Here is a 21,449-nt window from a genome sequence, read left to right as displayed (position 1 = left end):
TGGGGACAGCTGCTGCGCGTCTCAAGGGGGCGCTGTTCCATCGAATCACTGTTTCGTGACGCCCTGTGGAAAACTCTCGGGAACAATCCCACATCTAGTTGCGTTGAAGGTGTGAACCACAGGATGAGGAGGCAGAGATGCCGTTCACCGGACCACAGATCGATCACGTCATCTACGACCCGGCGATGCGCCGGTTCGAAGCCGATGTCAGCTTCACCACCGGAACGCCGCTGCGCCGCAAGGTGCACGTGTCGATCCCAGGCCATGTGCAGTGGGGCCATCAGAAGATGGTGTCGGAACTGGTCGCCGCAGGCGAGAGGGCCTTGCAGGCACGATGACAATTGAGATGCGGGCCTGACGCGAGCTTTCTCCGGGTCCGCCATAGGGTGACGGGTTGCTGCCTGGCCCGTCCCTGACTAAGGCCCGCCTTCGCATGTCCCCATTTGGCGAAGGCGGGCCTTCTTTATTCAGCTGAGGTGATCCACCACCATGAGGTGCTGCGCCGTGGTGTGGACCCTGTCCAGCCAGCGCTCCACAAGGCGCGGGTCGGACGGGGCGGCAGAGACGCCCGGCGCGATCTCGCGGGCCAGAACGGCCTCAACGGCCAGCGCCACCGTGTCACTCACCAGACGCGCCATGGCCGATCCGCGTGCATCGCCCCAAGCGTCCATCGCATAGGTCTTGTGATAAACCGGCACGCCATCCTTCAGAGCCTCAAGCGCCACGCAGAGCACCACCCGGTCCGGTTCGCCCTCGTCATAGGCGTGTTTCTCCCAGAACTCGGCCGCCATTTCGGCAAGGCGCGCATCCAGCTCTGGCTTGCCTTCTAGCGCCTCGACCTCGGCGAAAACGTCTTTCCACGCGTCGGACCAGCCATTGAGCCGTAGGGTACCGCGCACGAAGTCTTTCACCTTCCAGCCCGGCTCGAAGCCGTATTCTGCCATGAACGGAAGGCTGTCACGGTTTGGATAGACCTCAAAACTCTCAGGCGTGGAAAGCGGTGCATCGTAGCGGCTGAGCGCATCCCAAGGACGAGAGACGCGCAGTTCGGAATGGCTGCGGATCGAGACGGAGGGCGATTTCAGGGCTTTCAACACCCCCAACGGCGACCAACTGAATTTGTAGCGGAAGGCGTTGGGCTCCTTGGGGATGCCGCCGCAGTAGCTGATGAAACTGAGCACATTGTCGGGGCTGAAGCCCTTGGACGCGCGGTAATCGGCCATCAGCCAGTGGGCCATCAGGTGGTCGATTCCCGGGTCGAGGCCGACCTCGTTGACGAAGCGCAGACCCTTCTCTTTCGCCGCCGCGTCCAGTTCCCGCATTTCGGGGCTGATGTAGGACGACGATACGAAATCGGCGCCCTTCTCGAGGCATAGTTCTGCCAGCGGCACGTGATGGTCGCCGGGCAGCATGGAAACGACCAGGTCACCCTTGGCGAGAACCTCGTCCAGCGCCTCCATGGAGAAGGCGCGGATATCTTCGGTCAGGTCTCCCACGGCTTCGAGGGCCTTGGCCTCCGTCCGGTTCCAGACCGTCACGTCATCGCGCTCGGCCAGCAGCCGCCGCAGGCCGGGGATGGCCGAGAGGCCAGTGCCGCACCAGTGAATCGTCATGCCGTATGCTCCTTAAATACTGTCGCTCCCCGGCCCCAGACGCCCTTGTCGATCTCATCGAGGCGCAGGAGATGCGGCAGCATCTGTGCCGCGAAGTCCTCGCTCGATTCCTTGGGCAGGAGGGAGGGCAGATTGTCGATCGCCATCACGTCGAGCACCGGGTCGTCGGCCACACGATGCACCGGCTCGTCCCATATGGTGGCTTCGTCATAGACCGGGATCGGGTTGAAATCGCTCGTCGGATCGCAGGCGATATCGCCAACCGCCGCCAGCGCCCGCTCGGCGCCGAGCGCCTCTTTCGGCACAAAAACAGGGGTTTGCGGGCCTGCGAGGACGCAGTTGAAGAAAAGCTCATGAGCGAGGATCTCAGGGAAGGGGCCGCCCGAGGCGGTTTCGGCCATGTCCCAGCGGGTCGGGTTAATGCCGACCTCTTCGCACATGTCGCCCGCGCCGGTGCCGACCCGGCCCAAGGCGCCGACGATCAGCGCGCGCGGGGTCGAGAGGCCTTGCAGATCATCGCGGATTTCCTCAACGAGGTCGCTCTGCTCTTCCCACTCGTGGACCTCAGGGCAGACATTGCCGTTCTGAGCCGCAGCCCAGGCCTTGAGCGTGACGGCGGCGCCGACGAAACCGGCCCAATAGCCGAAGGCGGCCACGCGGCGACCGCTCTCCTCGGTCAGATACTCCAGATCGTAGAGCGCCCCGCCCCCGGCCTTGAACCGGCGCAGAAGCTCCTGCCCGGCGCGCTGGCCCTTGTAGGCATGGCCGAACATGATGTGGCGGTGCGGCAGCGCGGTGCCATCTTCGGGCAGTTCCTTCAGGCCGTATATCAGGGCCTCGACCGGAGCCTCACGCCAGCTGCCGCGCGGGGCGATTTCGGCCCCGGCGGCGCGGTAGGGCTCGAGCGGCAGGATACGGTCGGGGCTTTCCTCGACAGTTACCCGAAACCCGCGCTCCAGCAGCGCCTCGACACCCTCGGGCACAAGGCCCACGCGCCGCTCGTTCTCGCGCTCTTCGGCACGGACCCAGAGATGAACCATGAGACTTCCCCGCTTCGTTCGGCCCGACTTAACAGCGTGGCGGTGCCGGGTGCAATCGAGTCGGCGGTTAGAACACCCCGCGGAGCATCGGCAGCACGCCTGCGGCCACGATGCCAATGAAAACGCCAAGCCCGAACCGCAGCGGCATCCGCCATGTGGCGGGAACGAACCCGGCGAGCAATCCGCAGACGATGGCGTAATAGGTCAATGAAACAACGTCCATCCGCTAACCCCCTCTCTTCTTCGGAACGGTGTTTCGCAGCTATTGAACACTCGTTCAAAAAATAATTTGACGCATGGCCCATGCCTTGCCCATAGTAACTGCCAATCAACGTCGGGCCAACGGCCTGGTGCCTGGGGAGAGGCACCTTCTGGGAGGAGACATTGACGGTGACGGCAACGCCTGAGGGCGATCTCAAGACCATTCCGGCGCTGCTTGCGCGGAACGTGCGCCAGTTCGGAGGCCGTCCGGCCTTTCGGGAAAAGGAATTCGGCATCTGGCAAAGCTGGACCTGGGCGGAGACCTCCGAGGAGATCGACGCGCTTGCGATGGGGCTCATCGCTCTGGGTCTCGAACCGGGGGACCATCTGGCGATCATCGGGCGCAACCGCCCTGCCCTTTACTGGTCTTTCGTGGCGGCGCAGAAATGCGGGGCCGTGCCGGTGGCGCTCTACCAGGACGCCAGCGCCGAGGAGATGGCCTATGTGCTGGAGCACTGCGGCGCGCGCTTTGTGATCTGCGGCGACCAGGAGCAGGTCGACAAGGTGATCGATGTGCAGGAGAAAGTCGCCGGGATCGACCAGATCATCTACGTCGACAAGCGCGGCCTGCGGAAATACGACCACACCCATATGAACGCCTATTCCGATGTGCAGGCGGAGGGGCGTGCGGGGCACCATCGGCTGGAGCCGGTGATGCGGGAGCGGGAGTCGGCGCGGGGCTACGACGACACCTGCGTGATGCTCTACACCTCCGGCACGACGGGCAAACCCAAGGGTGTTGTGCTCTCGAACCGCAACATCATCGAGACATCAAAGAACTCCGCCAGCTTCGACCATCTTACTGAAAAGGAAGAGGTTCTCGCCTATCTGCCGCTGGCATGGGTTGGGGATTTCATCTTTTCCGTGGGGCAGGCGATGTGGTGCGGGTTCTGCGTGAACTGCCCCGAGAGCCAGGACACGATGATGACCGATCTGCGCGAGATCGGGCCGACCTATTACTTTGCCCCGCCGCGGGTGTTCGAAACCCAGCTGACCAATGTGATGATCCGCATGGAGGATGCCGGACGGTTCAAGAAATGGCTGTTCGACCGCTACATGGCCCACGCCCGCAAGGTCGGGCCGGCCTTGCTGGACGGCAAGCCGGTGAGCGCGGGCGACAAGCTGAAATACCGGCTTGGGGAGATGTTCATCTACGGGCCGCTGAAGAACACCCTCGGGTTCAGCCGGGTGCGGGTAGGCTACACCGCGGGCGAGGCGATCGGGCCGGAAATCTTTGATTTCTATCGCTCTTTGGGGATCAACCTGAAGCAGCTCTACGGCCAGACCGAGGCCAGCGTGTTCATCACCCAGCAGCCGGACGACGGCGTGCGGGCTGATACGGTGGGCGTGGCCTCACCGGGGGTGGAACTGAAAATCGGGGATAATGGCGAGGTCTACTATCGGTCTCCCGGTGTGTTCGTCGAATACTACAAGAACGCCGAGAGCACGGCCTCGACCAAGGATGCCGAGGGCTGGGTGGCCACCGGCGATGCGGGCTTCATCGAAGAAGACACAGGGCACCTGCGCATCATCGACCGCGCCAAGGATGTGGGCAAATTGGCCGACGGCCGGATGTTTGCGCCCAAATACGTGGAGAACAAACTCAAGTTCTTTCCCAACATCCTCGAAGCCGTTGTGATCGGCGCAGGCCGCGACCGTTGCTGCGCCATGATCAACATCGACCTTGGCGCCGTGGGCAACTGGGCGGAGCGCAACAACATCGCCTATGCGAGCTATCAGGAACTAGCCGGGCATCCTCAGGTGCTCAATATGATCCAGAGCCATGTAGAAGAGGTTAACGCCTCGGTTGCCGAAGACGAGATGCTCGCCGGCTGCCAGATTCACCGCTTTCTGGTGCTGCACAAGGAGCTGGATGCCGACGATGGCGAGCTGACGCGGACCCAGAAGGTGCGGCGCGGGGTGATCGGCGAGAAGTATGCCGACCTCGTGGATGCGCTCTATGGCGGGGCCGAGAGCGTTTATACCGAGACCGAGGTGACCTACGAAGACGGTCGCAAGGGCGCGATCAAGGCCACGCTGCAGTTGCGGGATGCGAAGGTGGTACCCTTAGGCGAGACCGGGAGGGTCGCGGCGGAATGACCGATCACGAAAAGTCTCTGGTCTGGCAATTTGTCATAGCCTCCAATGTTGGGGCCGGAGCGTTCTTGTTCGGCCCTGAGCAAGCTCGCTACTCAATTGTTCCACTATGCTGCGCTTGGCTTGGAGCTATTTCATTCTGGGCCATGACAGCGGACACCTACGGTGAAGCAAAGAAGACCTCCGCGCTGACGGCGGGCGACTACTTGGCACCTTTCATTTCAGCATGGATATCATTTGTTTTCGGAGTTTTTGCTGCAGCGCCGGTTTTGATTTCTGCGGTTGTCTGGATGCTGTTGCAGTAGGGGGCGCGAGTACGATGGAAGGGCTTACTCACTATGCTTGACGGGCAGGACAGCTACACCACCGCAGACGGTCGCACGATTGGCGGGGTGATGATGGAGATGAGGAACATCACCCTGCGGTTTGGCGGGGTGGTGGCGATCAAGGATATCTCGTTCGATATCCGCGAGGGCGAGATCCGGGCGATCATCGGGCCGAACGGGGCCGGAAAATCCAGCATGCTCAACGTCATCAGCGGGTTCTACAACCCGCAGGAAGGCGAGGTGTGGTTTCATGGCGCGAAGCGGCCGCCGATGAAGCCCTACGAGGTGGCGCGGCAGGGAATTGCCCGGACATTTCAGAACATTGCGCTCTTCGAGGGCATGTCGGTGCTCGACAACATCATGACCGGGCGGCTTGGCTTCATGAAAGCCGGGCTGATGAGCCAGGCGCTGTGGTGGGGCAAGGCCCAGAAGGAAGAGACGGAGAACCGGGAAGCGGTTGAAAAGATTATCGACTTCCTCGAAATCCAGAACATCCGCAAGACCCCGGTGGGCCGCCTGCCCTATGGCCTGAAAAAGCGCGTCGAGCTGGGCCGCGCTCTGGCGGCCGAGCCCAAGCTGCTGCTGCTCGACGAGCCGATGGCGGGGATGAACGTGGAGGAGAAGGAGGACATGAGCCGCTTCATCCTCGACGTAAACGACGAATATGGCACGACAATTGCGCTTATCGAACACGATATGGGCGTTGTCATGGATCTCAGCGACCGGGTGGTCGTGATGGACTACGGCAAGAAGATCGGGGATGGCACGCCCGACGAAGTGCGTAACAATCAGGACGTCATCGACGCTTACCTGGGAGTTGCACATGATTAGAGAGATCGCCCGATTAACCGCCGCTCGTGTGCGCAAACGATATATGCACAGCCGATGCACAACTGATGCACATTCCATGCATACGCGCGCCATACTCACCGGATTTACACTTGCGTTAACCGCTCTGAACGCTGCTCCGGCGCGCGCCGTGGCGCCGGACGTGCTGGAGGCCTACCTCACCTATTGCACCCATGCCATCGCCACCGGCGACCCGACCGGCCCGAGCCTCCCCACCGGAGCGCAGGCAAACGAGACCGGGGCAATCCTCAGCGAGCCGAAGGTGCCGCACTTTCAGATGCGGCGGGACAGCCGGGAGGATTGGGTGTGCGAACTGGGCGACAAGCAGGCCAGCGTGCTGAGCCGCACCACCGAGGACTTTTTGCGCAGCGTGAATACCGTAGACAAGTATCGCTCGACCTTTGGCGATAACCTCTACATCGCCGCCACCATCTGCGTTGGCCCGAATGCAGTGGCGCTCATCCTGAACGGGCCGCTCAGTGACGAGCTGAGCATGGGTACGGCGGTGTTCTCAGGCGGCGATGTGAGCGGAGCGTGCGAGGGATGAAGGCTCTGGCGCTCCTCCTTGCGGTGATGACCGCGCCGGCGGGGGCCAACCCTGCCGCGATCGGGGAGGCGCTGGCGCTGTGCATCGAGGTGGTCAAGGCCGAGAACCCGGAGCCACTGGAACAGGCGGGGCTAGAGCTGCTGGAGCCGAACAAGCTGGCCGCGCCGCAGTGGTCGGTGAGCTACACCGCACCGGCAGGGATCGGGGAGATCCGCGCCGGGATGGATGAGTGGGGCGGCGAGACGCCGGAGGAGGCCTTCAACTGCTACCTCCACCTGCCCGCCGCCAACGGCTCGGAGGCGATGCGCTGGGAGAAGCTCGGGCTGGGGCCGGTGAATGCGCTGACATCGGAGGGCTTTGAGCTCTACGGCGGCAGCCCGGTGGCCCCGCGCCTGCGCAAATGCCCGCTGCTCGGCAAGGCGCTTTACGTCAGCTTCAGCCACAACGAACGGGTCGAAGCCGTGCGTCTCCACGTGAGCGACCGGGCTTCGGACCAGAACAGATGCTAGGAGAGACCGGAAATGCCTGACCAGCTCTTGTTTGCGATGGAAGTCACCCTGAACGGGCTGATGGCCGGGGTCATGTATGCGCTCGTCGCGCTGGGGTTCGTGCTGATCTTCAAGGCGAGCGGCATCTTCAACTATGCGCAGGGGGTCATGGCGCTGTTCGCGGCGATGACGCTGGTGGGCCTGCAGGACGGTCAGGTGCCGTTCAGCCACCTGATCAATGCGATCTTCGGCACCGATGTGCACCACTTCGGATGGCATCTGCCTGCCTTCGTCGCAATCATCGGGACGGTGCTGGTGATGGTGGCCTTCGCCTGGGCGGTGAACCAGCTGATCCTGAAGCACCTCGTGAACCAGGAGCCGATCATCCTGTTCATGGCGACCATCGGGCTGGCCTATTTTCTCGAAGGACTGGGCGACATGATGTGGGGCTCCGACATCAAGAAGCTCGACGTGGGGCTGCCGCAGGGGATCAACCTCGGGATCGACGAGACCACGTTCAACTGGTTCGGCTACGGGTTCTTCATCGACAACCTCGACATCGTGGCGACGGTGATCGCGGCGTTGCTTGTGACCGGGCTGGTGCTGTTTTCGCAATATACCAAGCAGGGCCGGGCGCTGCGGGCGGTGGCTGATGATCACCAGGCGGCGCTGAGCGTGGGCATCAGCCTGCGGTTCATCTGGGTGCTGGTCTGGGCCATCGCGGGTTTCGTGGCGCTGGTGGCGGGGATCATGTGGGGCACCAAGTCGGGCGTGCAGTTTTCGCTCTCGCTCATTGCGCTGAAGGCGCTGCCGGTGCTGATGCTGGGCGGCTTCACCTCGATCCCCGGCGCCATCGTGGGCGGGCTCATCATCGGGGTCGGTGAAAAGCTTTTCGAGTTCCTGATCGGGCCGCTGGTGGGCGGGGCGACGGAGAACTGGTTTGCCTATGTGCTCGCCCTCGTCTTCCTCGTCTTCCGGCCGCAGGGGCTGTTTGGCGAGAAGATCATCGAGAGGGTGTAGCCGGATGACCAAGCTGATCGCCGTGCTGAACGTGATCGCATGGGGCGGGTTCTGGGCCTTTGGCTACATCGCGCTGACGACCGAGCCTGCCGACACGCGGCAGATGATGATAGCGCTGGTGCTGGCGGTTGCCGGGGCGGGCGTGGGCTTGTGGGCCTATCTGCGACTGGTCCGGGCGAGCGAGCGCAGCGGGTATGCCAAGCCGCCGCGCCATGTGCTGCCGGAGCACGCACCGAACGGAGAGACCGGCGCGTGAGGGCGCGGGGCTATCCCTGTGTGGCGGCGACGAAGACGCCCAGCGCCACGGCGCCCAGCCCCAGCAGGATGATGGCGGCCTGCGTGGAGACGCCGAAGAAGACCGCGATGGCCACGATCAGCACCGCCGAGACGATGAGATACGGCATCAGCCCGCGGACGATGTCCGAACAGGTGCCGAGCAGGCAATCGATGCAACGGCCCAGCCTGCCCTCGCGCGGCGCGCGGCCCTGCTCTTCCGCCGGAAGCTCGTCCAATGGCTGGATCTGGGCCTGCGGCGGCAAGGTGACAAAGCGGTTCTTCGCGTCCGGCATTCGGGCTCTCTGGACAGGTTGCGGGGCGGCCGGGTGGCCGGGTGATGCAAGCAATTTGAACAAAGATTGCGGCAGCCGGTTGGCGGCATTGTCTCGAAAGCAAGAAAATGTCGGAGCGGGCGCAGCGCGCGGTGCGCGGACTCAGTTGCTGGCGACGGCCAGAACCGCGAGGCCGATGACCAGCGCGACCATCAGAATGGCAGCCGCCTTGAGCGAGATGCCGAAGACCGACGCCGCGCCGACTACGACAACCGCGCCGCCGAAGAGCCAGGGCAGCATGGCGGCGAAGCCATTCACCAGCCCGGTCGCCACGGCCTCGAAAAGCCCCCACAGCAAGCCCTCACGGCGCATCGCCCGGCGCTCGCGGCCCTCCAGCTCGGAGCGCAGGCGGAACGCGGCGGCGGCGGCCTCGATGGCGGCGTTGTCCTCGGCGGTGGGCTGCCGGGTGCTCGATGCGCTTTCGGTCATGGCGGGGCCTTTTGCGGTTGTTGCCGCAATGGAGACAAACAACTTGGGCGCCCGGATGGCGGGAATGTCCCGAAATGGAGGAAATGGCTGATGCTCTACCGCGAGGCAGGCGACTTCAAGACGAGTTATGCCGACGACAACCAGACCTTTCCGATCCGGTTCGACCGGTGGCGGTATTACGCGGTTCTGGTGATCGCCTTCGGGATCGTGCCGTTTATTATCAACGACTACTGGGTGAGCGCGGTTTTCCTGCCGTTCCTGATTTATGCCATCGCCGCCATCGGGCTGAACATCCTGACCGGATACTGCGGGCAGGTGAGCCTTGGCACCGGGGGCTTCATGGCGGTGGGGGCCTATGCCTGCTACAAGCTGATGACCGCCTTTCCGGACATCAACATCTTCTTCCACGTCATCCTAGCGGGCGGCGTGACGGCGGGTGTGGGCATTCTCTTCGGGCTGCCGAGCCTGCGGATCAAGGGGTTCTACCTTGCGGTGGCGACTCTGGCGGCGCAGTTCTTTCTGGTCTGGCTCTTCAACCGGGTGCCGTGGTTCTACAACTACTCCGCCTCGGGCCAGATCTCTGCGCCTGAGCGCACCGTTTTCGGGATCGAGGTGACGGGGGCCAATACGGAGGCTTGGGCGTCTTATCTCTTCTGCCTCGTCTTCGTGGTGATCCTCGCATGGCTCGCCCGCAACCTGACGCGGGGCACCGTGGGACGGAAGTGGATGGCGATCCGGGACATGGACATTGCCGCGGAGATCATCGGGGTGAACCCGCTGACCGCCAAGCTGAGTGCCTTTGCCGTCTCGTCCTTCTTTATCGGGATCGCGGGGGCGCTGTTCTTTGCCGTTTATCTCGGCGCGGTCGAGGTGGGCGAGGTCTTTGGCATCAACAAGAGCTTCCTCGTGCTCTTCATGGTGATCATCGGGGGCCTCGGCTCGATCTTCGGCTCGTTCGCGGGTGCGGCCTTTCTGGTGCTGCTGCCAGTGCTGTTGAAGAACATTCTGGTGGGCACGCTCGGCTGGCCGACCGATCTGGCGGCGCATCTGGAGTTCATGATCGTGGGCGCGCTCATCATCATCTTCCTGATCGCGGAGCCGCATGGGCTGGCGCAGCTGTGGCGAGTGGCGAAGGAGAAGCTGAGGCTCTGGCCCTTCCCGCACTAGGGTAGGGATTGGTGGGCTGCTCCCACCGCAAGGATACCCGCGGAAGCGGGGGACGGGTTGGCCCACCTACGGGCCGAGGAGGAGGAGACCGGGGCCGAACCCCGGCGCAACGCAACATCGGACCAACCAAGGGAGGAGAACCCCGATGAAGAAGACACTGGCAACACTGGCGCTTGGCGCGGTGATGGCCGCCGCTCCGGCGATGGCAGAGATCACCATGTCGGCGCTCAGCTATCGCACCGGCCCCTATGCGGCGAACGGCATCCCTTTCGCTGACGGCTATGCCGATTACTTCACCCTGCTCAACGAGCGGGATGGCGGCGTTGGCGGCGAGAAGATCAACCTTGTGGAATGCGAGACCGGCTACAACACCGAGAAGGGTGTGGAGTGCTACGAGTCGACCAAGGGCGAAGGCGTTCTGGTCTACCAGCCGCTCTCGACCGGCATCACCTATCAGCTGATCCCCAAGGCCACCGCCGACGGCATCCCGATTCACTCGATGGGCTATGGCCGGACCTCGGCCAAGAACGGCGCGGTCTTTCCGTGGGTGTTCAACTACCCGGCCAACTACTGGGACGGCGCCAGCCATGCGATCACCCATATCGCGGAGCAGGAAGGCGGCGACCTGACCGGCAAGAAGGTGGCGCTTGTCTATCACAACTCGGCCTACGGCAAGGAGCCGATCCGGACGCTGGAGAAGCTGGCGGAGAAGCACGGCTATGAGCTGAGCCTGCTGCCGGTGGATCACCCCGGTCAGGAACAGAAGAGCCAGTGGCTGCAGATCCGCCGCGACCGGCCTGACTACGTGATCATGTGGGGTTGGGGCGTGATGAACCAGGTTGCCATTCAGGAGGCGGTGAACATCCGCTTCCCGATGGACAAGTTCATCGGCATCTGGTGGTCCGGCTCGGAGAATGACGTGCTGCCCGCCGGTGACGGGGCCAACGGCTACAAGGCGCTGACCTTCCACAACCTCGGCAAGGATTACCCGGTCTATGCCGACCTTCAGACCCACGTGGTCGACAAGGGCATGGCCGCGGGCGCGGGAGACCAGCTTGGCACCGCGCTCTATAACCGGGGCATGTATGCCGCGATGCTGGCCGCCGAGGCGATCAAGACCGCGCAGGAGATGAGCGGCGAGACCGCCATCACCCCCGCGCAGATGCGTGACGGCATGGAGAACCTCGAGATTACCGAAGCCAAGATGGAGGCCCTCGGCCTGCCGGGCTTTGGCCCCGAGTTCAAGGTGAGCTGCGAGAACCACGGTGGGGACGGCTATGGTGCCGTGGCCCAGTGGGACGCCGCCGCCGGCACATGGAGCCTGATCACCGATTACTACCAGTCGGATCAGGAGGTCATCGGCCCGCTCGTCGAGGAAGACAGCGCCGCCTTTGCCGCCGAGGCCGGAATCGAAGCGGGCTGCATGTAAGCCCACCCGCCCCGGCCGCAGCGCAGGTTGCGGCCGGGGAATTTGAGTATTTTCGCCAAGATGAAGGGGCGTTTCGTGCCCCGGAGGAGAGCTGAGCGATGCTGGATGCCGCGAAACCCGAGAGCGAGACGCTGCTTGAGGTCAACAACATCGAGGTGATCTACAACCACGTGATCCTCGTGCTGAAAGGGGTCAGCCTGAAGGTGCCCAAGGGCGGGATCACCGCGCTGCTGGGTGGCAACGGGGCAGGCAAGACCACCACGCTGAAGGCGATCAGCGGGCTGCTGCGCTCGGAGCGGGGCGAGATCACCAAGGGGAGCATCACCTATCGCGGCGAGCGGCTGACCGGGCATGACCCGGCGGCGCAGGTGACCTCGGGGGTGATTCAGGTGATGGAGGGCCGGCACTGCTTTGAGCACCTCACCGTGGAGGAGAACCTGCTGACCGGCGCCTACACCCGGCGCGACGGGCGCGGCGCCACGGATGCCGACTTGCAGATGGTTTACGACTATTTCCCGCGCTTGAAGGAGCGGCGGAAGAGCCAGGCGGGCTATACCTCGGGCGGGGAGCAGCAGATGGTGGCGATCGGCCGCGCGCTGATGAGCCGACCCGAGACGATTTTGCTGGATGAGCCGAGCATGGGACTTGCGCCGCAGCTGGTGGAACAGATTTTTGGCATCGTGAAGCGGCTGAACGAGGAGCAGGGGGTGACCTTTTTGCTCGCGGAGCAGAACACCAACGTCGCCCTGCGGTTCGCCCACTATGGCTACATTCTGGAATCGGGGCGCATCGTGATGGATGGCCCCGCCGCGGAGCTGCGGGAGAACCCGGATGTGAAGGAGTTCTACCTCGGCATGAGCGAGGAAGGGCGCAAGTCTTTCCGCGATGTGCGGAGCTATCGGCGGCGCAAGAGGTGGCTGGCGTAGCGGTTGGCGGGAGCAGTCCCGCCCTAGGCTTCGGCTTCGGCCCGCATCTCGGCGATCCGCTCAAGGGCCTCTTCCCGCGTGTTGCGGATGTTGGGCTCGAAATCCTGGCTCTCGGAGCGCAGGCGGATGTCGGCCTCAGTCTCGCTGCCGGGCGCGTAGCGGACGGAGCCGAGCGAGGCCGCGAGGTTGAGCCGCTTGCCGCGCGAGGCGTAGCGGACCCATGCGGCGGGCTCGATGCGGCAGTTCTCGTAATTCACGAGGAAGAACCACTTGCGGTCGGTCTCGCGGATTCGGTCTTCGATGTGGTCGTAAACATCATCGACATCGCGGGCGTTTGCGAAAGTGAAATCGGAGAAATCGACCTCCATCACCACGGCCTCGGGGCGGAAGGAGATGCGGCGGCGGATCTCCTCGGGGGTGTGGCTGGGCTGGTGGACGATCTTGCGCTGGCGGGTGCTCTGGAAAGTCTTGAGCCGCGCGAGGGCGCTCTCACGGTCGGGCAGGAGGTTGGCGTCGAAGTTCTCGGTGCCGGCGGAGCGCTCGATCTGGGCGCGGGTCACCTCGCTCACGTCGAAGCGGACGGTCCCCATGGAGTAGGCGAGGTTCAGCGCCCTGCCCCGGCGGGCGAAGGCGATCCAGGCTTCGGGGTCGATCCGGTTGTCGGAGTAGTTGACGAGAAAGAACCACTTGTCTTCACCGGTCTCGGCAATCCGCTCCTCGATCCGGTCGTAGAAGCGATTGACCGCGCGGGAGCCGGTGAAATGCAGGCCGGAGAAGTCGGCCTCCATGATGGCCTCGTCCTCCAAGAAGGCGATGCGGGCATCGAGAAAGTCATCGGACAGACGGGTGGAGGTTGCGGCAAGCTGGGGCATAGGCCGGGGCCTTTCTTCAAACAAGTTCACTCGCGCGCATTGGCACTATGCCATGGGCGTCGCGGGGAGAAAGCGGCTATCTTGCCGCTGGGGCAACCGAGGCGGCAAACCGCCCATCCAAGCGCAACCTGAGGAGGACGGAATGGTGAAGAGCGGGCCGGAATGGCGGAGCGCGGAAGCGCGGGCGGCGGACATGGCCACGGCGCTGCCAAAGCAGGTGGCGCGGGCGCAGGGCCTGCCGGGCTATGGCGCGCTGGCGGGCGTGGAGGCGGGCGCGGTGACCTCGGCGGAGGCGCTGGCCGCCCTGCCGGTGCTGCGCAAGGGCGCGCTGATGGAGGCGCAGGCGGCGCGGCGGCCCTTGGGCGGGCTGACAACGGTGGAGGCCAGCGGATTCACTCACCTCTTCCAGTCACCAGGCCCGATCTATGAGCCGGGGATGGCCGATGCGGAAGACTGGTGGCGGTTTGGCCCCTTTCTCCGGGCGCTCGGCATCGGCGCGGGCGACGTGGTGCAGAACTGCTTTGCCTACCACCTGACCCCAGCGGGGATGATGTTTGACAATGGCGCCCGCGCGGTGGGCGCAGCGGTGATCCCGGCGGGCACGGGGCAGACGGAGCTTCAGGTGCGGGCCGCCGCGGACCTTGGCGCCACGGCCTATGCGGGCACGCCGGATTACCTGAAGGTGATCCTCGAGAAGGCCGACGAGATGGGGGTTTCGCTGGGGATCACGCGTGCGGCGGTTTCGGGCGGCGCGCTGTTTCCGTCACTCAGGGAGTGGTACGCGGAGCGCGGGATCACCTGCCTGCAATGCTACGCCACCGCCGATCTGGGCAATATCGCCTATGAAAGCAGCCCGGAGAGCGGGCTGATCGTGGCCGAGGGGGTGGTGGTGGAGATCGTCACCCCCGGCACGGGCGACCCGGTGCCTGAAGGCGAGGTGGGCGAGGTTGTGGTGACCACGTTGAACCCCGATTACCCGCTGATCCGTTTTGCCACCGGCGACTTGAGCGCGGTGCTGCCGGGCGAGAGCGATTGCGGACGCACGAATGGCCGGATCAAGGGCTGGATGGGCCGGGCCGACCAGACCGCCAAGATCAAGGGCATGTTCGTGCGGCCCGAGCAGGTGGCGGAGCTGGTTTCCCGCGTGGGCGCGGAGAAGGTGCGGGTGACAGTGACGCGGGAGGACGAGCGCGACGTGATGGCGGTGGCCTTCGAATCGGAGGGTGGCAGCGAGGACACGCTGGCCAGCGCGGTGCGCGAGATCCTGAAACTTTCTGGTGAGGTCAGCATTCATCCCTTGGGAAGCCTGCCGAAAGACGGCAAGGTTATAGACGACCAGAGAAGCTACGATTAGGGCCGACCCAACGGCCCGGGAGGTGGGCATGAGATCGGTAATCCTTCTGACGTTGGCGATGATCGCCGGTCCAGCCACGGCCGACCGGGCCTTGATTTTGGGGCAGCCCGAGGGCGGGCGCGGGATTTTCGGCGCGAGCGCGCCGGATCTGGCTGCTGCCTACGAGGGCGCCGGCTTTACGGTGATCGGCGGCAGCCCGGCCACGGCGGCGCTGATGCGCGAGGGGTTGGCGCGGTTTCTTGAAGGTGTGGAGGGCGAGCGGCGGCTGGTGATCCACCTGTCGGGCAGCTTTGTGCGCTCTGGCTCCGACACATGGCTCTTGGCCGATGATGCGAAGGCCCCGAACCTTGCCACGGTGGCGGGGCAAGGGCTGGCGCTTTCGACCGTGCTGGAGATCGCGGCGGAGGTGCCCGGGCAGTCGGTTGTGCTGATCGGCAGCGGCGCGGCGCCCGAGGACTTGGGCGCGGGGCTTTCGGCCGGGCTCGGGGTGCTGGACATTCCGCAGGGTGTCACTGTGATCCGAGGCCGCTCGGCGCAGGTGGGAGCCTTTGCCGTGGGGCCGCTGATGCAGGAGGGCCGGAGCCTTGCCGCGCTGGCCGCAGCGGAGGATGTGACCGGCGAGGGCTTTATTTCGGCGGCGACGATCTGGCGGCCCGAGGGGGAGACCCCGGAGCAGCCCGCAGACGATGCGCCGGTGGCCGATGCCGCCGAGGTGGAGCGCGCGGTGTGGGAGAGCGCAGTGGATGCAGACAGCAAGGAGGCCTATCTGGGCTACCTCGCCCGCTATCCGCTGGGCCAGTTTGCCGATGAGGCTCGCAAGGCGATTGCCGAGATCGAGGCTGAGCCCTATCGCGCCGAGCGCAAGGCGGAGGAGGCGCTGGACCTCAGCCGCGACGAACGCCGCCAGATCCAGCGCAACCTGACGGTGCTCGATTATCGCCCGCGCGGGATCGACGGGATCTTTGGCCCTGGCACGCGCGGCGCGATCAAGGCGTTTCAGGAGAAGAACGGCTTTCCGCCCTCGACCTACCTGACCCGCCAGCAGATTGCCCGGCTGGGGGAACAGGCAGAGCGGCGCAGCGCCGAGCTGGAGGCCGAGGCGGAGCGGCGGCGGCTGGAGGCCGAGCGCGCCGACCGGGCCTATTGGGAGGTGACGGGGGCTGCGGGCGACGAGGCGGGCCTGCGGGTTTACCTGAAGAAGTACCCGGACGGGATTTACAGCGAGATCGCGCAAGAGCAGCTCTCGATCATCGAGGAAGACAAGCGCCGCGAGGCCGCCGCGCAGGACCGCGCCGCGTGGGATGTGGCGGTGAATGCCAACACGGTGGCCAGCTATCGCAATTACCTGGTCGCCTATCCCAAGGGCGCCTTTGCCGAGGAAGCGCGGGCGCAGATTGCCAAGCTGACCGAAGAGGCCAGCCCGGACCGGCAGGAGGCCCGCGCCCGCGAGGAGGCGCTGAGACTGCCGCAGTTTACCAAGGTGCTCGTGGAGCGGCGGCTGGCCCAGCTCGGGCTGGAGCCGGGGCCGACCGATGGCGAGTTCGACCAGCAGACCCGCCGCGCGATCCGCCGGTTCCAGCGGGACCGGGAGCTTGAGGTGACAGGCTTTCTGGACGAGGCGACGGTGAGCCGGATGCTCGCCGACGCGGGCATCAGGATCATCCGCGAATAACAGCGACACAGAGGGAGGACGGACATGGAGAAGGTCAGCGGTATCGGCGGGTTCTTCTTCAGGTCCGAGGCCCCGAAGGCGCTGGCAGCGTGGTACGAGGCCCATCTGGGCATCGCCCCGGTGCCCGGCGACTATGACACGCCGCCATGGGAGCAGGAGGCGGGCGCCACGGTGTTTGCCCCGTTCGAGAAGGTCACGGAGTATTTTGGTAACGCGGAAAAAGCGTTCATGCTGAACTTCCGGGTGGGCAACCTCGACGCGATGATCGCGCAGTTGGAGGCCGCCGGGATCGAGGTGCGGCGTGACCCGGAGAGCTACCCGAACGGGCGGTTTGCGTGGCTGAACGACCCCGAAGGCAACCCGATCGAACTGTGGGAGCCGGCGTGAGCGGGCGGGAGGCGCAGGAAACGGGTCGGTAAGGCGCAGGCTTCGGGTCGGCGCGGCACGGGCGGTGCGGGAAGGTCCGGTCATCCAGAACAGGAGACCGGATCATGCGATTTGCAGGAAAGACGATACTGATCACAGGGGCCAGCTCGGGCATCGGGGCGGCGACGGCGCGGCTGGCGGCAGCGGAGGGCGCGGCGGTGGTGCTGGGCGCACGGCGTGCCGAGCGGTTGGAGGCGCTGACAGGGGAGATCGAGGCCGAGGGCGGCCGCGCGGCCTGGGCTGCGGGGGATGTGACCGACCCGGGATTTGCAGGGGAATTGGTGACGCTGGCGGAAGAGCGGTTTGGCGCGCTGCATGGGGCTTTCAACAACGCGGGCATGGTGGGCGAGATGGGGCCGGTGGAGGAGATGGCAGAGGCCAATTGGCGCGCTGTTGTGGCCACGAACCTCGATGCTGCCTTTCATGGCGCGAAGGCGCAGATCCCGGCGCTGCGGCGGGCGGGCGGCGGGGCGCTGCTATTTACGGCGAGCTTTGTTGGCACCTCATCGGGCCTGCCAGGCATGGCGGCCTATGGCGCGGCCAAGGCAGGGGTGATCGGGTTGGCCAAGGGATTGGCGGCGGAGCACGGCGCGCAGGGGATCAGAGCGAACGCGCTGCTACCGGGCGGGACGCTCACTGAAATGGCGGGTGACGACCCGGCGTTCATCGACTTCGCCAAGGGGCTGCATGCGATGAAGCGGCTGGCCGAGCCGGAAGAGATTGCCCGCGCGGCGCTGTTCCTGCTCTCGGAGGAGGCCAGCTTTGTGACCGGGGCGGCGCTGTTTGCGGATGGGGGCAACGCGGTGAGCAAGGTTTGAGTGGCTGCCGTGCGCTGGCATGCCAAACAAAAAGGCCGCCCGAGTTGGGCGGCCCTTCCGTTTTAACGCGCTGAAACGCTTAGCCCTGACGGGCCTTGAAGCGGCGCTGGGTCTTGTTGATCACGTAGACGCGGCCTTTACGGCGCACGATACGGCAATCCCGGTGCCGGTTTTTCAGCGAGCGGAGCGAGTTGCGAACTTTCATCGTCTCTTTCCTCTCTTGCGGCCCCTAACGCGGCAGTTGGGTGCCAGGTTCAACAATGACCCCGGAAGGGTCGGCTCATATGGTGGGCGATACTGGGATCGAACCAGTGACCCCTTCGATGTCAACGAAGTGCTCTACCGCTGAGCTAATCGCCCGTCCCTCCTCGAATCGCCCCGTTCTCAAAGCAAAAGACGCGGGGCGGTCCGCGTCGGTGCGGTGCGTATAAAGTGAAGCTGCGCGCGGTTCAAGGGCTTTTGGCATGCCGCGATTTGCCGCTATAGTTTGGACCATGAGCACGACGGCGGAAAAGGCATATCGGATCGAGCGGCCGGTGGTGCGGACCACGGGCGCCGTCTTTGCATCGCCGCACTCGGGCGCGGCTTACCCATGGGCCTTTCTGCGGGCCTCTGTCCTCGACGAGCGCAGCATCCGCAGCTCCGAAGATGCCTTTGTAGACCAGCTTTTCAGCGCTGCGCCGGAGCATGGTGCGCCGCTGATCGCGGCATTGGCGCCGCGTGCATACATTGACCTCAACCGCTCGGCGGACGAGCTGGACCCCGCGCTCATTCGTGGCGTGGCCACGGTGACCCACAATCCGCGGGTCAGCTCTGGGCTGGGGGTGATTCCGCGCGTGGTGGCCGGCGGGCGGGCGATTTACCGAGGCAAGATCACGCTGGAGGAGGCGCAGGGCCGGATTGCCGAGGTCTGGCGGCCCTATCACCGCGCCTTGCAGCGCGAGATCGACGAGGCCCGCGCGGAGTTTGGCCAAGCGGTGCTGATCGACTGCCACTCGATGCCGCATGAGGCGATTGACGCCGCGGGGAGCCGCAAGGGCAACCGGCGCCTGCCCGAGATCGTGCTGGGCGACCGCTTTGGCGCCGCCTGCAGCGCCGAGATCATGGACCTTGTGGAATCGGCCTTTGCCCGGGCGGACTTCAGGGTGGCGCGGAATGCGCCCTTTGCCGGGGCCTATGTGGCGCAGAGCTATGGCCGCCCGGCCCGCGGCCAGCACGCGGTGCAGGTCGAGATCGACCGCTCGCTCTACATGGACGAGGCGCGGATCGAGCCTGCGCCGCAGTTCGACGAGGTCCGCGCCCGGCTTTCCGCCGTGGTGGCCGAGATCGCCGAGATCGGGCGGGGCAACACGGCGATGCCGCTGGCGGCCGAGTAACCCACCGGGACGTGACGTAAGGTTTGACCGCCTCGCCCACGGGCGCATCCTCCTTTGCAGTCAGGCAGAGGAGGAGCCGATGCTTCCACGTGAACAGGCGCAGGCGATTCTCGATGCGCAGCCATTCTCCAAGATGGTCGGGGCCGAGTTGGTGGAGTTCGGTGAAGGGCGCTGCGAGTTTTCGACCCCGATGCGGAATGAGCTGACCCAGCACATGGGGATCGCGCACGGCGGGGTGATCGCCACGCTGGCCGACATGGCGCTGACCTTCGTGGGCGGGTCGGTGCTGGGGCCGGTGATCACCTCGGAGATCAAGATCAACTACATCCGGCCCGGCGTGGGCGAGCGGCTGGTGGCCCGTGCCGAGGTGGTGGGCCACGGGCGGCGGCAGGCGGTGACGCGCTGCGATATCTTCACGGTGGTGGACGGAGAGGAAAAGCTGTGCGCGGCGGCGCAGGGGACAATCGTGAAGCTGGAGAGCTAGGCGCTCAGAAGCCGCAGAAATCGGACCCGAAGTAGCGGTAGCGGAACGGGTTGCGCGACAGCACTTCGATGTCCTCCCGCTCCGACACAGCGATGACGGCGTTATTGGCGCCCATTAGCCCATACCCGGCCTCCTGGTAGACCTTCAGCAACTGGTCCTCGGTCATCACGCAGGCGTTGGTCTCGAAGATGTAGCGCACGAAGTCGTCGGGATCGCCCGGCGTGGGCGGAGGCCTGTCTTGCGCCGCGGCGGGAAGGGCGAGGAGGCAGAGGGCGATTGAAATGCGCATGAGGGGATGGTGCGGGTTCATTGGGGGTGAGTCCAGCCCCCGTGGCGCGCTCGGCGGTCCTTCAAGGGGTCCTAGCGGAGCGCCCTGCCCTTCAGGATCGCGTCTTTGCCGAAGCGTGCGCGGATCGCGTCGGTTGCGCGTTCGGCCTTGGCGCGGGTCCCGGCACCGGGATCGAGCAGGTCGCCTGAGAGGTCGGCGGCAGCCTCGGGTGCGAGGTCGGACAGGCCCACGCCGATCAGACGGAAGGGGCCATCATTCCCGGCATGGTCGAAGAGTTCGCGGGCGGTGCGGTAGATCTTGTCGGCGATCTGGGTCGGCTCGCGCAGGGTGGTGCGGCGGGTGAGCAGCTTGAACTTGGCGGTCTTTAGCTTGAGCGTCACGGTGCGGCCAGACAGCTCCTTCGCCTTGGCGCGGGCAGAGACCTTCTCGGAGAGGCGCCAGATGTGGCCGTCGAGAATGTCGGCGCTCGCGGTATCTTCGAAAAAGGTGGTTTCGTTGCTAATGGATTTCAGGCCGGAGTCGCGGCTGACGCGGCGCTTGTCTTGCCCGCGGGCGAGGTGCCAGAGGCGTGCGCCGGAGGAGCCGAAACGGGCGGCGAGGTCTTTCTGGTCCCAGCGGCGGAGGTCGGCGAAGGTGCGGATGCCCGCGCCCTCGAGCGAGGATTGGAAGGCCTGCCCGACGCCCCAGATCATCCGCACCGGCTTGTCGCGCAGGAACGCCTCTGTTTCCGCCTCGCCGATCACCGAAAAGCCCTGCGGCTTGTCGAGGTCGGAGGCGATCTTGGCGAGGAACTTGTTGTGGCTGAGGCCGATGGAGCCGGTGACGCCCAGCTCGGCCTTCATCCGTTTCACCAGCTGGGCCAGCATGATGGCAGGCGGGTGACCGTGGAGGCGGGCGGTGCCGGTGAGGTCCATGAAGGCCTCGTCGAGCGAGAGGGGCTCGATGGAGGGGGTCAGCTCCTCCATCATCGCGCGGATCTGGCGGGAGACCTCGACGTAGACCTCCATCCGGGGCCGCACCACCACCGCCTCGGGGCAGAGCTTGAGGGCCTGAAACATCGGCATCGCCGAGCGCACGCCCTTGATCCGGGCGATGTAGCAGGCGGTGGAGACCACGCCGCGCTTGCCGCCGCCGATGATCACCGGCTTGGCGGCCAGCTCCGGATTGTCGCGCTTTTCGACCGAGGCATAGAAGGCGTCGCAATCCATATGGGCGATGGAGAGCGAGAACAGCTCGGGGTGGGCCGAAACGCGGGGCGAGCGGCAGGCGGGGCAGCGGGGGCCGGTCTCGAACGGGATGAGGCAATCGCGGCAGAGGGCGGGCATGTGGCACCTTTCGGCGCATAATCTAGCGCGGCT

Annotated in this window: 26 protein-coding genes and 1 tRNA gene; 17 read left to right on the top strand and 10 right to left on the bottom strand. The window is 65.2% G+C overall.

What is annotated here, in order from left to right:
- Positions 1-137: 137 nt before the first annotated feature.
- Positions 138-338, top strand: coding sequence for a hypothetical protein (locus KUV38_RS19310; protein ID WP_222471857.1), 201 nt, complete (start codon positions 138-140; stop codon positions 336-338).
- A 129-nt stretch (positions 339-467) separates the two neighbouring features.
- Here the strand turns inward: KUV38_RS19310 and KUV38_RS19305 are convergent, their stop codons facing one another.
- The 3 genes from KUV38_RS19305 to KUV38_RS19295 all read right to left on the bottom strand — a co-directional run bounded on the left by KUV38_RS19305 (position 468) and on the right by KUV38_RS19295 (position 2,876).
- Positions 468-1,613, bottom strand: a complete 1,146-nt coding sequence (locus tag KUV38_RS19305; protein ID WP_222471856.1) for a saccharopine dehydrogenase family protein — start codon at positions 1,611-1,613, stop codon at positions 468-470.
- On the bottom strand, positions 1,610-2,653 hold the full coding sequence (locus KUV38_RS19300; RefSeq protein ID WP_222471855.1) for a saccharopine dehydrogenase: 1,044 nt from the start codon (positions 2,651-2,653) through the stop codon (positions 1,610-1,612). Before KUV38_RS19300 ends, KUV38_RS19305 begins: the two co-directional genes overlap by 4 nt.
- Positions 2,654-2,720: 67 nt before the next feature.
- Complete coding sequence (locus KUV38_RS19295) at positions 2,721-2,876, bottom strand: hypothetical protein (protein ID WP_222471854.1); 156 nt, start codon at positions 2,874-2,876, stop codon at positions 2,721-2,723.
- Between the two features lie 167 nt (positions 2,877-3,043).
- Between KUV38_RS19295 and KUV38_RS19290 the strand changes: the two genes are divergently transcribed.
- The 7 genes from KUV38_RS19290 (at position 3,044) to KUV38_RS19260 (ending at position 8,497) form a co-directional block, all read left to right on the top strand.
- Entirely contained in the window at positions 3,044-5,014 is a 1,971-nt protein-coding gene (locus KUV38_RS19290) for an AMP-binding protein (protein ID WP_222471853.1), read from the top strand.
- The gene (locus KUV38_RS19285; protein WP_222471852.1) at positions 5,011-5,316 is read left to right on the top strand and encodes a hypothetical protein; all 306 of its coding nucleotides are present in this window, start codon (positions 5,011-5,013) and stop codon (positions 5,314-5,316) included. Before KUV38_RS19290 ends, KUV38_RS19285 begins: the two co-directional genes overlap by 4 nt.
- Positions 5,317-5,349: 33 nt before the next feature.
- Positions 5,350-6,168 (top strand): ABC transporter ATP-binding protein, encoded by an 819-nt coding sequence (locus KUV38_RS19280; RefSeq protein WP_222471851.1) that lies wholly within the window; start codon positions 5,350-5,352, stop codon positions 6,166-6,168.
- Positions 6,169-6,244: 76 nt separating this feature from the next.
- Entirely contained in the window at positions 6,245-6,733 is a 489-nt protein-coding gene (locus tag KUV38_RS19275) for a hypothetical protein (RefSeq protein ID WP_222471850.1), read from the top strand.
- On the top strand, positions 6,730-7,242 hold the full coding sequence (locus KUV38_RS19270) for a hypothetical protein (RefSeq protein ID WP_222471849.1): 513 nt from the start codon (positions 6,730-6,732) through the stop codon (positions 7,240-7,242). Before KUV38_RS19275 ends, KUV38_RS19270 begins: the two co-directional genes overlap by 4 nt.
- Positions 7,243-7,254: 12 nt before the next feature.
- The gene (locus KUV38_RS19265) at positions 7,255-8,241 is read left to right on the top strand and encodes a branched-chain amino acid ABC transporter permease (protein WP_222471848.1); all 987 of its coding nucleotides are present in this window, start codon (positions 7,255-7,257) and stop codon (positions 8,239-8,241) included.
- A 4-nt stretch (positions 8,242-8,245) separates the two neighbouring features.
- Positions 8,246-8,497 (top strand): hypothetical protein, encoded by a 252-nt coding sequence (locus KUV38_RS19260; protein WP_222471847.1) that lies wholly within the window; start codon positions 8,246-8,248, stop codon positions 8,495-8,497.
- Positions 8,498-8,507: 10 nt separating this feature from the next.
- On the opposite strand, the gene KUV38_RS19255 is transcribed toward KUV38_RS19260, so the two are convergent.
- Positions 8,508-8,810, bottom strand: a complete 303-nt coding sequence (locus tag KUV38_RS19255) for a hypothetical protein (RefSeq protein ID WP_222471846.1) — start codon at positions 8,808-8,810, stop codon at positions 8,508-8,510.
- 141 nt (positions 8,811-8,951) lie between these two features.
- Positions 8,952-9,278, bottom strand: a complete 327-nt coding sequence (locus KUV38_RS19250; RefSeq protein WP_222471845.1) for a hypothetical protein — start codon at positions 9,276-9,278, stop codon at positions 8,952-8,954.
- A gap of 90 nt (positions 9,279-9,368) precedes the next feature.
- On the opposite strand from KUV38_RS19250, the gene KUV38_RS19245 reads away from it, so the two are divergent.
- From KUV38_RS19245 to KUV38_RS19235, 3 genes are all read left to right on the top strand, one after another.
- A complete protein-coding gene (locus KUV38_RS19245; protein ID WP_222471844.1) occupies positions 9,369-10,445 on the top strand; it encodes a branched-chain amino acid ABC transporter permease in 1,077 nt (358 codons plus the stop codon).
- 145 nt (positions 10,446-10,590) lie between these two features.
- A complete protein-coding gene (locus tag KUV38_RS19240) occupies positions 10,591-11,874 on the top strand; it encodes an ABC transporter substrate-binding protein (protein WP_222471843.1) in 1,284 nt (427 codons plus the stop codon).
- 98 nt (positions 11,875-11,972) lie between these two features.
- Complete coding sequence (locus KUV38_RS19235; protein WP_222471842.1) at positions 11,973-12,800, top strand: ABC transporter ATP-binding protein; 828 nt, start codon at positions 11,973-11,975, stop codon at positions 12,798-12,800.
- A 23-nt stretch (positions 12,801-12,823) separates the two neighbouring features.
- Here the strand turns inward: KUV38_RS19235 and KUV38_RS19230 are convergent, their stop codons facing one another.
- Positions 12,824-13,672, bottom strand: coding sequence for a hypothetical protein (locus KUV38_RS19230; protein ID WP_222471841.1), 849 nt, complete (start codon positions 13,670-13,672; stop codon positions 12,824-12,826).
- 142 nt (positions 13,673-13,814) lie between these two features.
- On the opposite strand from KUV38_RS19230, the gene KUV38_RS19225 reads away from it, so the two are divergent.
- The 4 genes from KUV38_RS19225 (at position 13,815) to KUV38_RS19210 (ending at position 17,942) form a co-directional block, all read left to right on the top strand.
- On the top strand, positions 13,815-15,026 hold the full coding sequence (locus KUV38_RS19225; RefSeq protein WP_222471840.1) for a phenylacetate--CoA ligase family protein: 1,212 nt from the start codon (positions 13,815-13,817) through the stop codon (positions 15,024-15,026).
- A 28-nt stretch (positions 15,027-15,054) separates the two neighbouring features.
- Positions 15,055-16,698 (top strand): peptidoglycan-binding protein, encoded by a 1,644-nt coding sequence (locus tag KUV38_RS19220; RefSeq protein ID WP_222471839.1) that lies wholly within the window; start codon positions 15,055-15,057, stop codon positions 16,696-16,698.
- Between the two features lie 24 nt (positions 16,699-16,722).
- Positions 16,723-17,085 carry a VOC family protein gene (locus KUV38_RS19215; RefSeq protein WP_222471838.1) on the top strand — a complete coding sequence of 121 codons (363 nt, stop codon included), beginning with the start codon at positions 16,723-16,725 and terminating at the stop codon, positions 17,083-17,085.
- 104 nt (positions 17,086-17,189) lie between these two features.
- On the top strand, positions 17,190-17,942 hold the full coding sequence (locus KUV38_RS19210; RefSeq protein ID WP_222471837.1) for an SDR family oxidoreductase: 753 nt from the start codon (positions 17,190-17,192) through the stop codon (positions 17,940-17,942).
- 79 nt (positions 17,943-18,021) lie between these two features.
- On the opposite strand, the gene ykgO is transcribed toward KUV38_RS19210, so the two are convergent.
- Both ykgO and KUV38_RS19200 read right to left on the bottom strand, forming a co-directional pair.
- Positions 18,022-18,147 carry a type B 50S ribosomal protein L36 gene (ykgO, locus tag KUV38_RS19205; RefSeq protein WP_039685556.1) on the bottom strand — a complete coding sequence of 42 codons (126 nt, stop codon included), beginning with the start codon at positions 18,145-18,147 and terminating at the stop codon, positions 18,022-18,024.
- An 80-nt stretch (positions 18,148-18,227) separates the two neighbouring features.
- A tRNA-Val gene (locus KUV38_RS19200) sits at positions 18,228-18,302 on the bottom strand.
- Between the two features lie 134 nt (positions 18,303-18,436).
- On the opposite strand from KUV38_RS19200, the gene KUV38_RS19195 reads away from it, so the two are divergent.
- Both KUV38_RS19195 and KUV38_RS19190 read left to right on the top strand, forming a co-directional pair.
- Positions 18,437-19,318 (top strand): N-formylglutamate amidohydrolase, encoded by an 882-nt coding sequence (locus KUV38_RS19195; RefSeq protein WP_222471836.1) that lies wholly within the window; start codon positions 18,437-18,439, stop codon positions 19,316-19,318.
- A gap of 79 nt (positions 19,319-19,397) precedes the next feature.
- Complete coding sequence (locus KUV38_RS19190; protein ID WP_222471835.1) at positions 19,398-19,802, top strand: PaaI family thioesterase; 405 nt, start codon at positions 19,398-19,400, stop codon at positions 19,800-19,802.
- 4 nt (positions 19,803-19,806) lie between these two features.
- On the opposite strand, the gene KUV38_RS19185 is transcribed toward KUV38_RS19190, so the two are convergent.
- Positions 19,807-20,091: a hypothetical protein gene (locus tag KUV38_RS19185; protein WP_222471834.1), complete on the bottom strand. Its 285-nt coding sequence runs from the start codon at positions 20,089-20,091 to the stop codon at positions 19,807-19,809.
- A 71-nt stretch (positions 20,092-20,162) separates the two neighbouring features.
- Positions 20,163-21,416, bottom strand: a complete 1,254-nt coding sequence (locus KUV38_RS19180) for a DNA polymerase IV (RefSeq protein WP_222471833.1) — start codon at positions 21,414-21,416, stop codon at positions 20,163-20,165.
- Positions 21,417-21,449 lie beyond the last annotated feature (33 nt).

Origin of the sequence: Vannielia litorea, assembly GCF_019801175.1 — a bacterium.
Taxonomy (GTDB): domain Bacteria; phylum Pseudomonadota; class Alphaproteobacteria; order Rhodobacterales; family Rhodobacteraceae; genus Vannielia; species Vannielia litorea_B.
The sequence above is the reverse complement of the archived record's forward strand: the minus strand, read 5'-3'. Positions and strand labels throughout refer to the sequence as shown.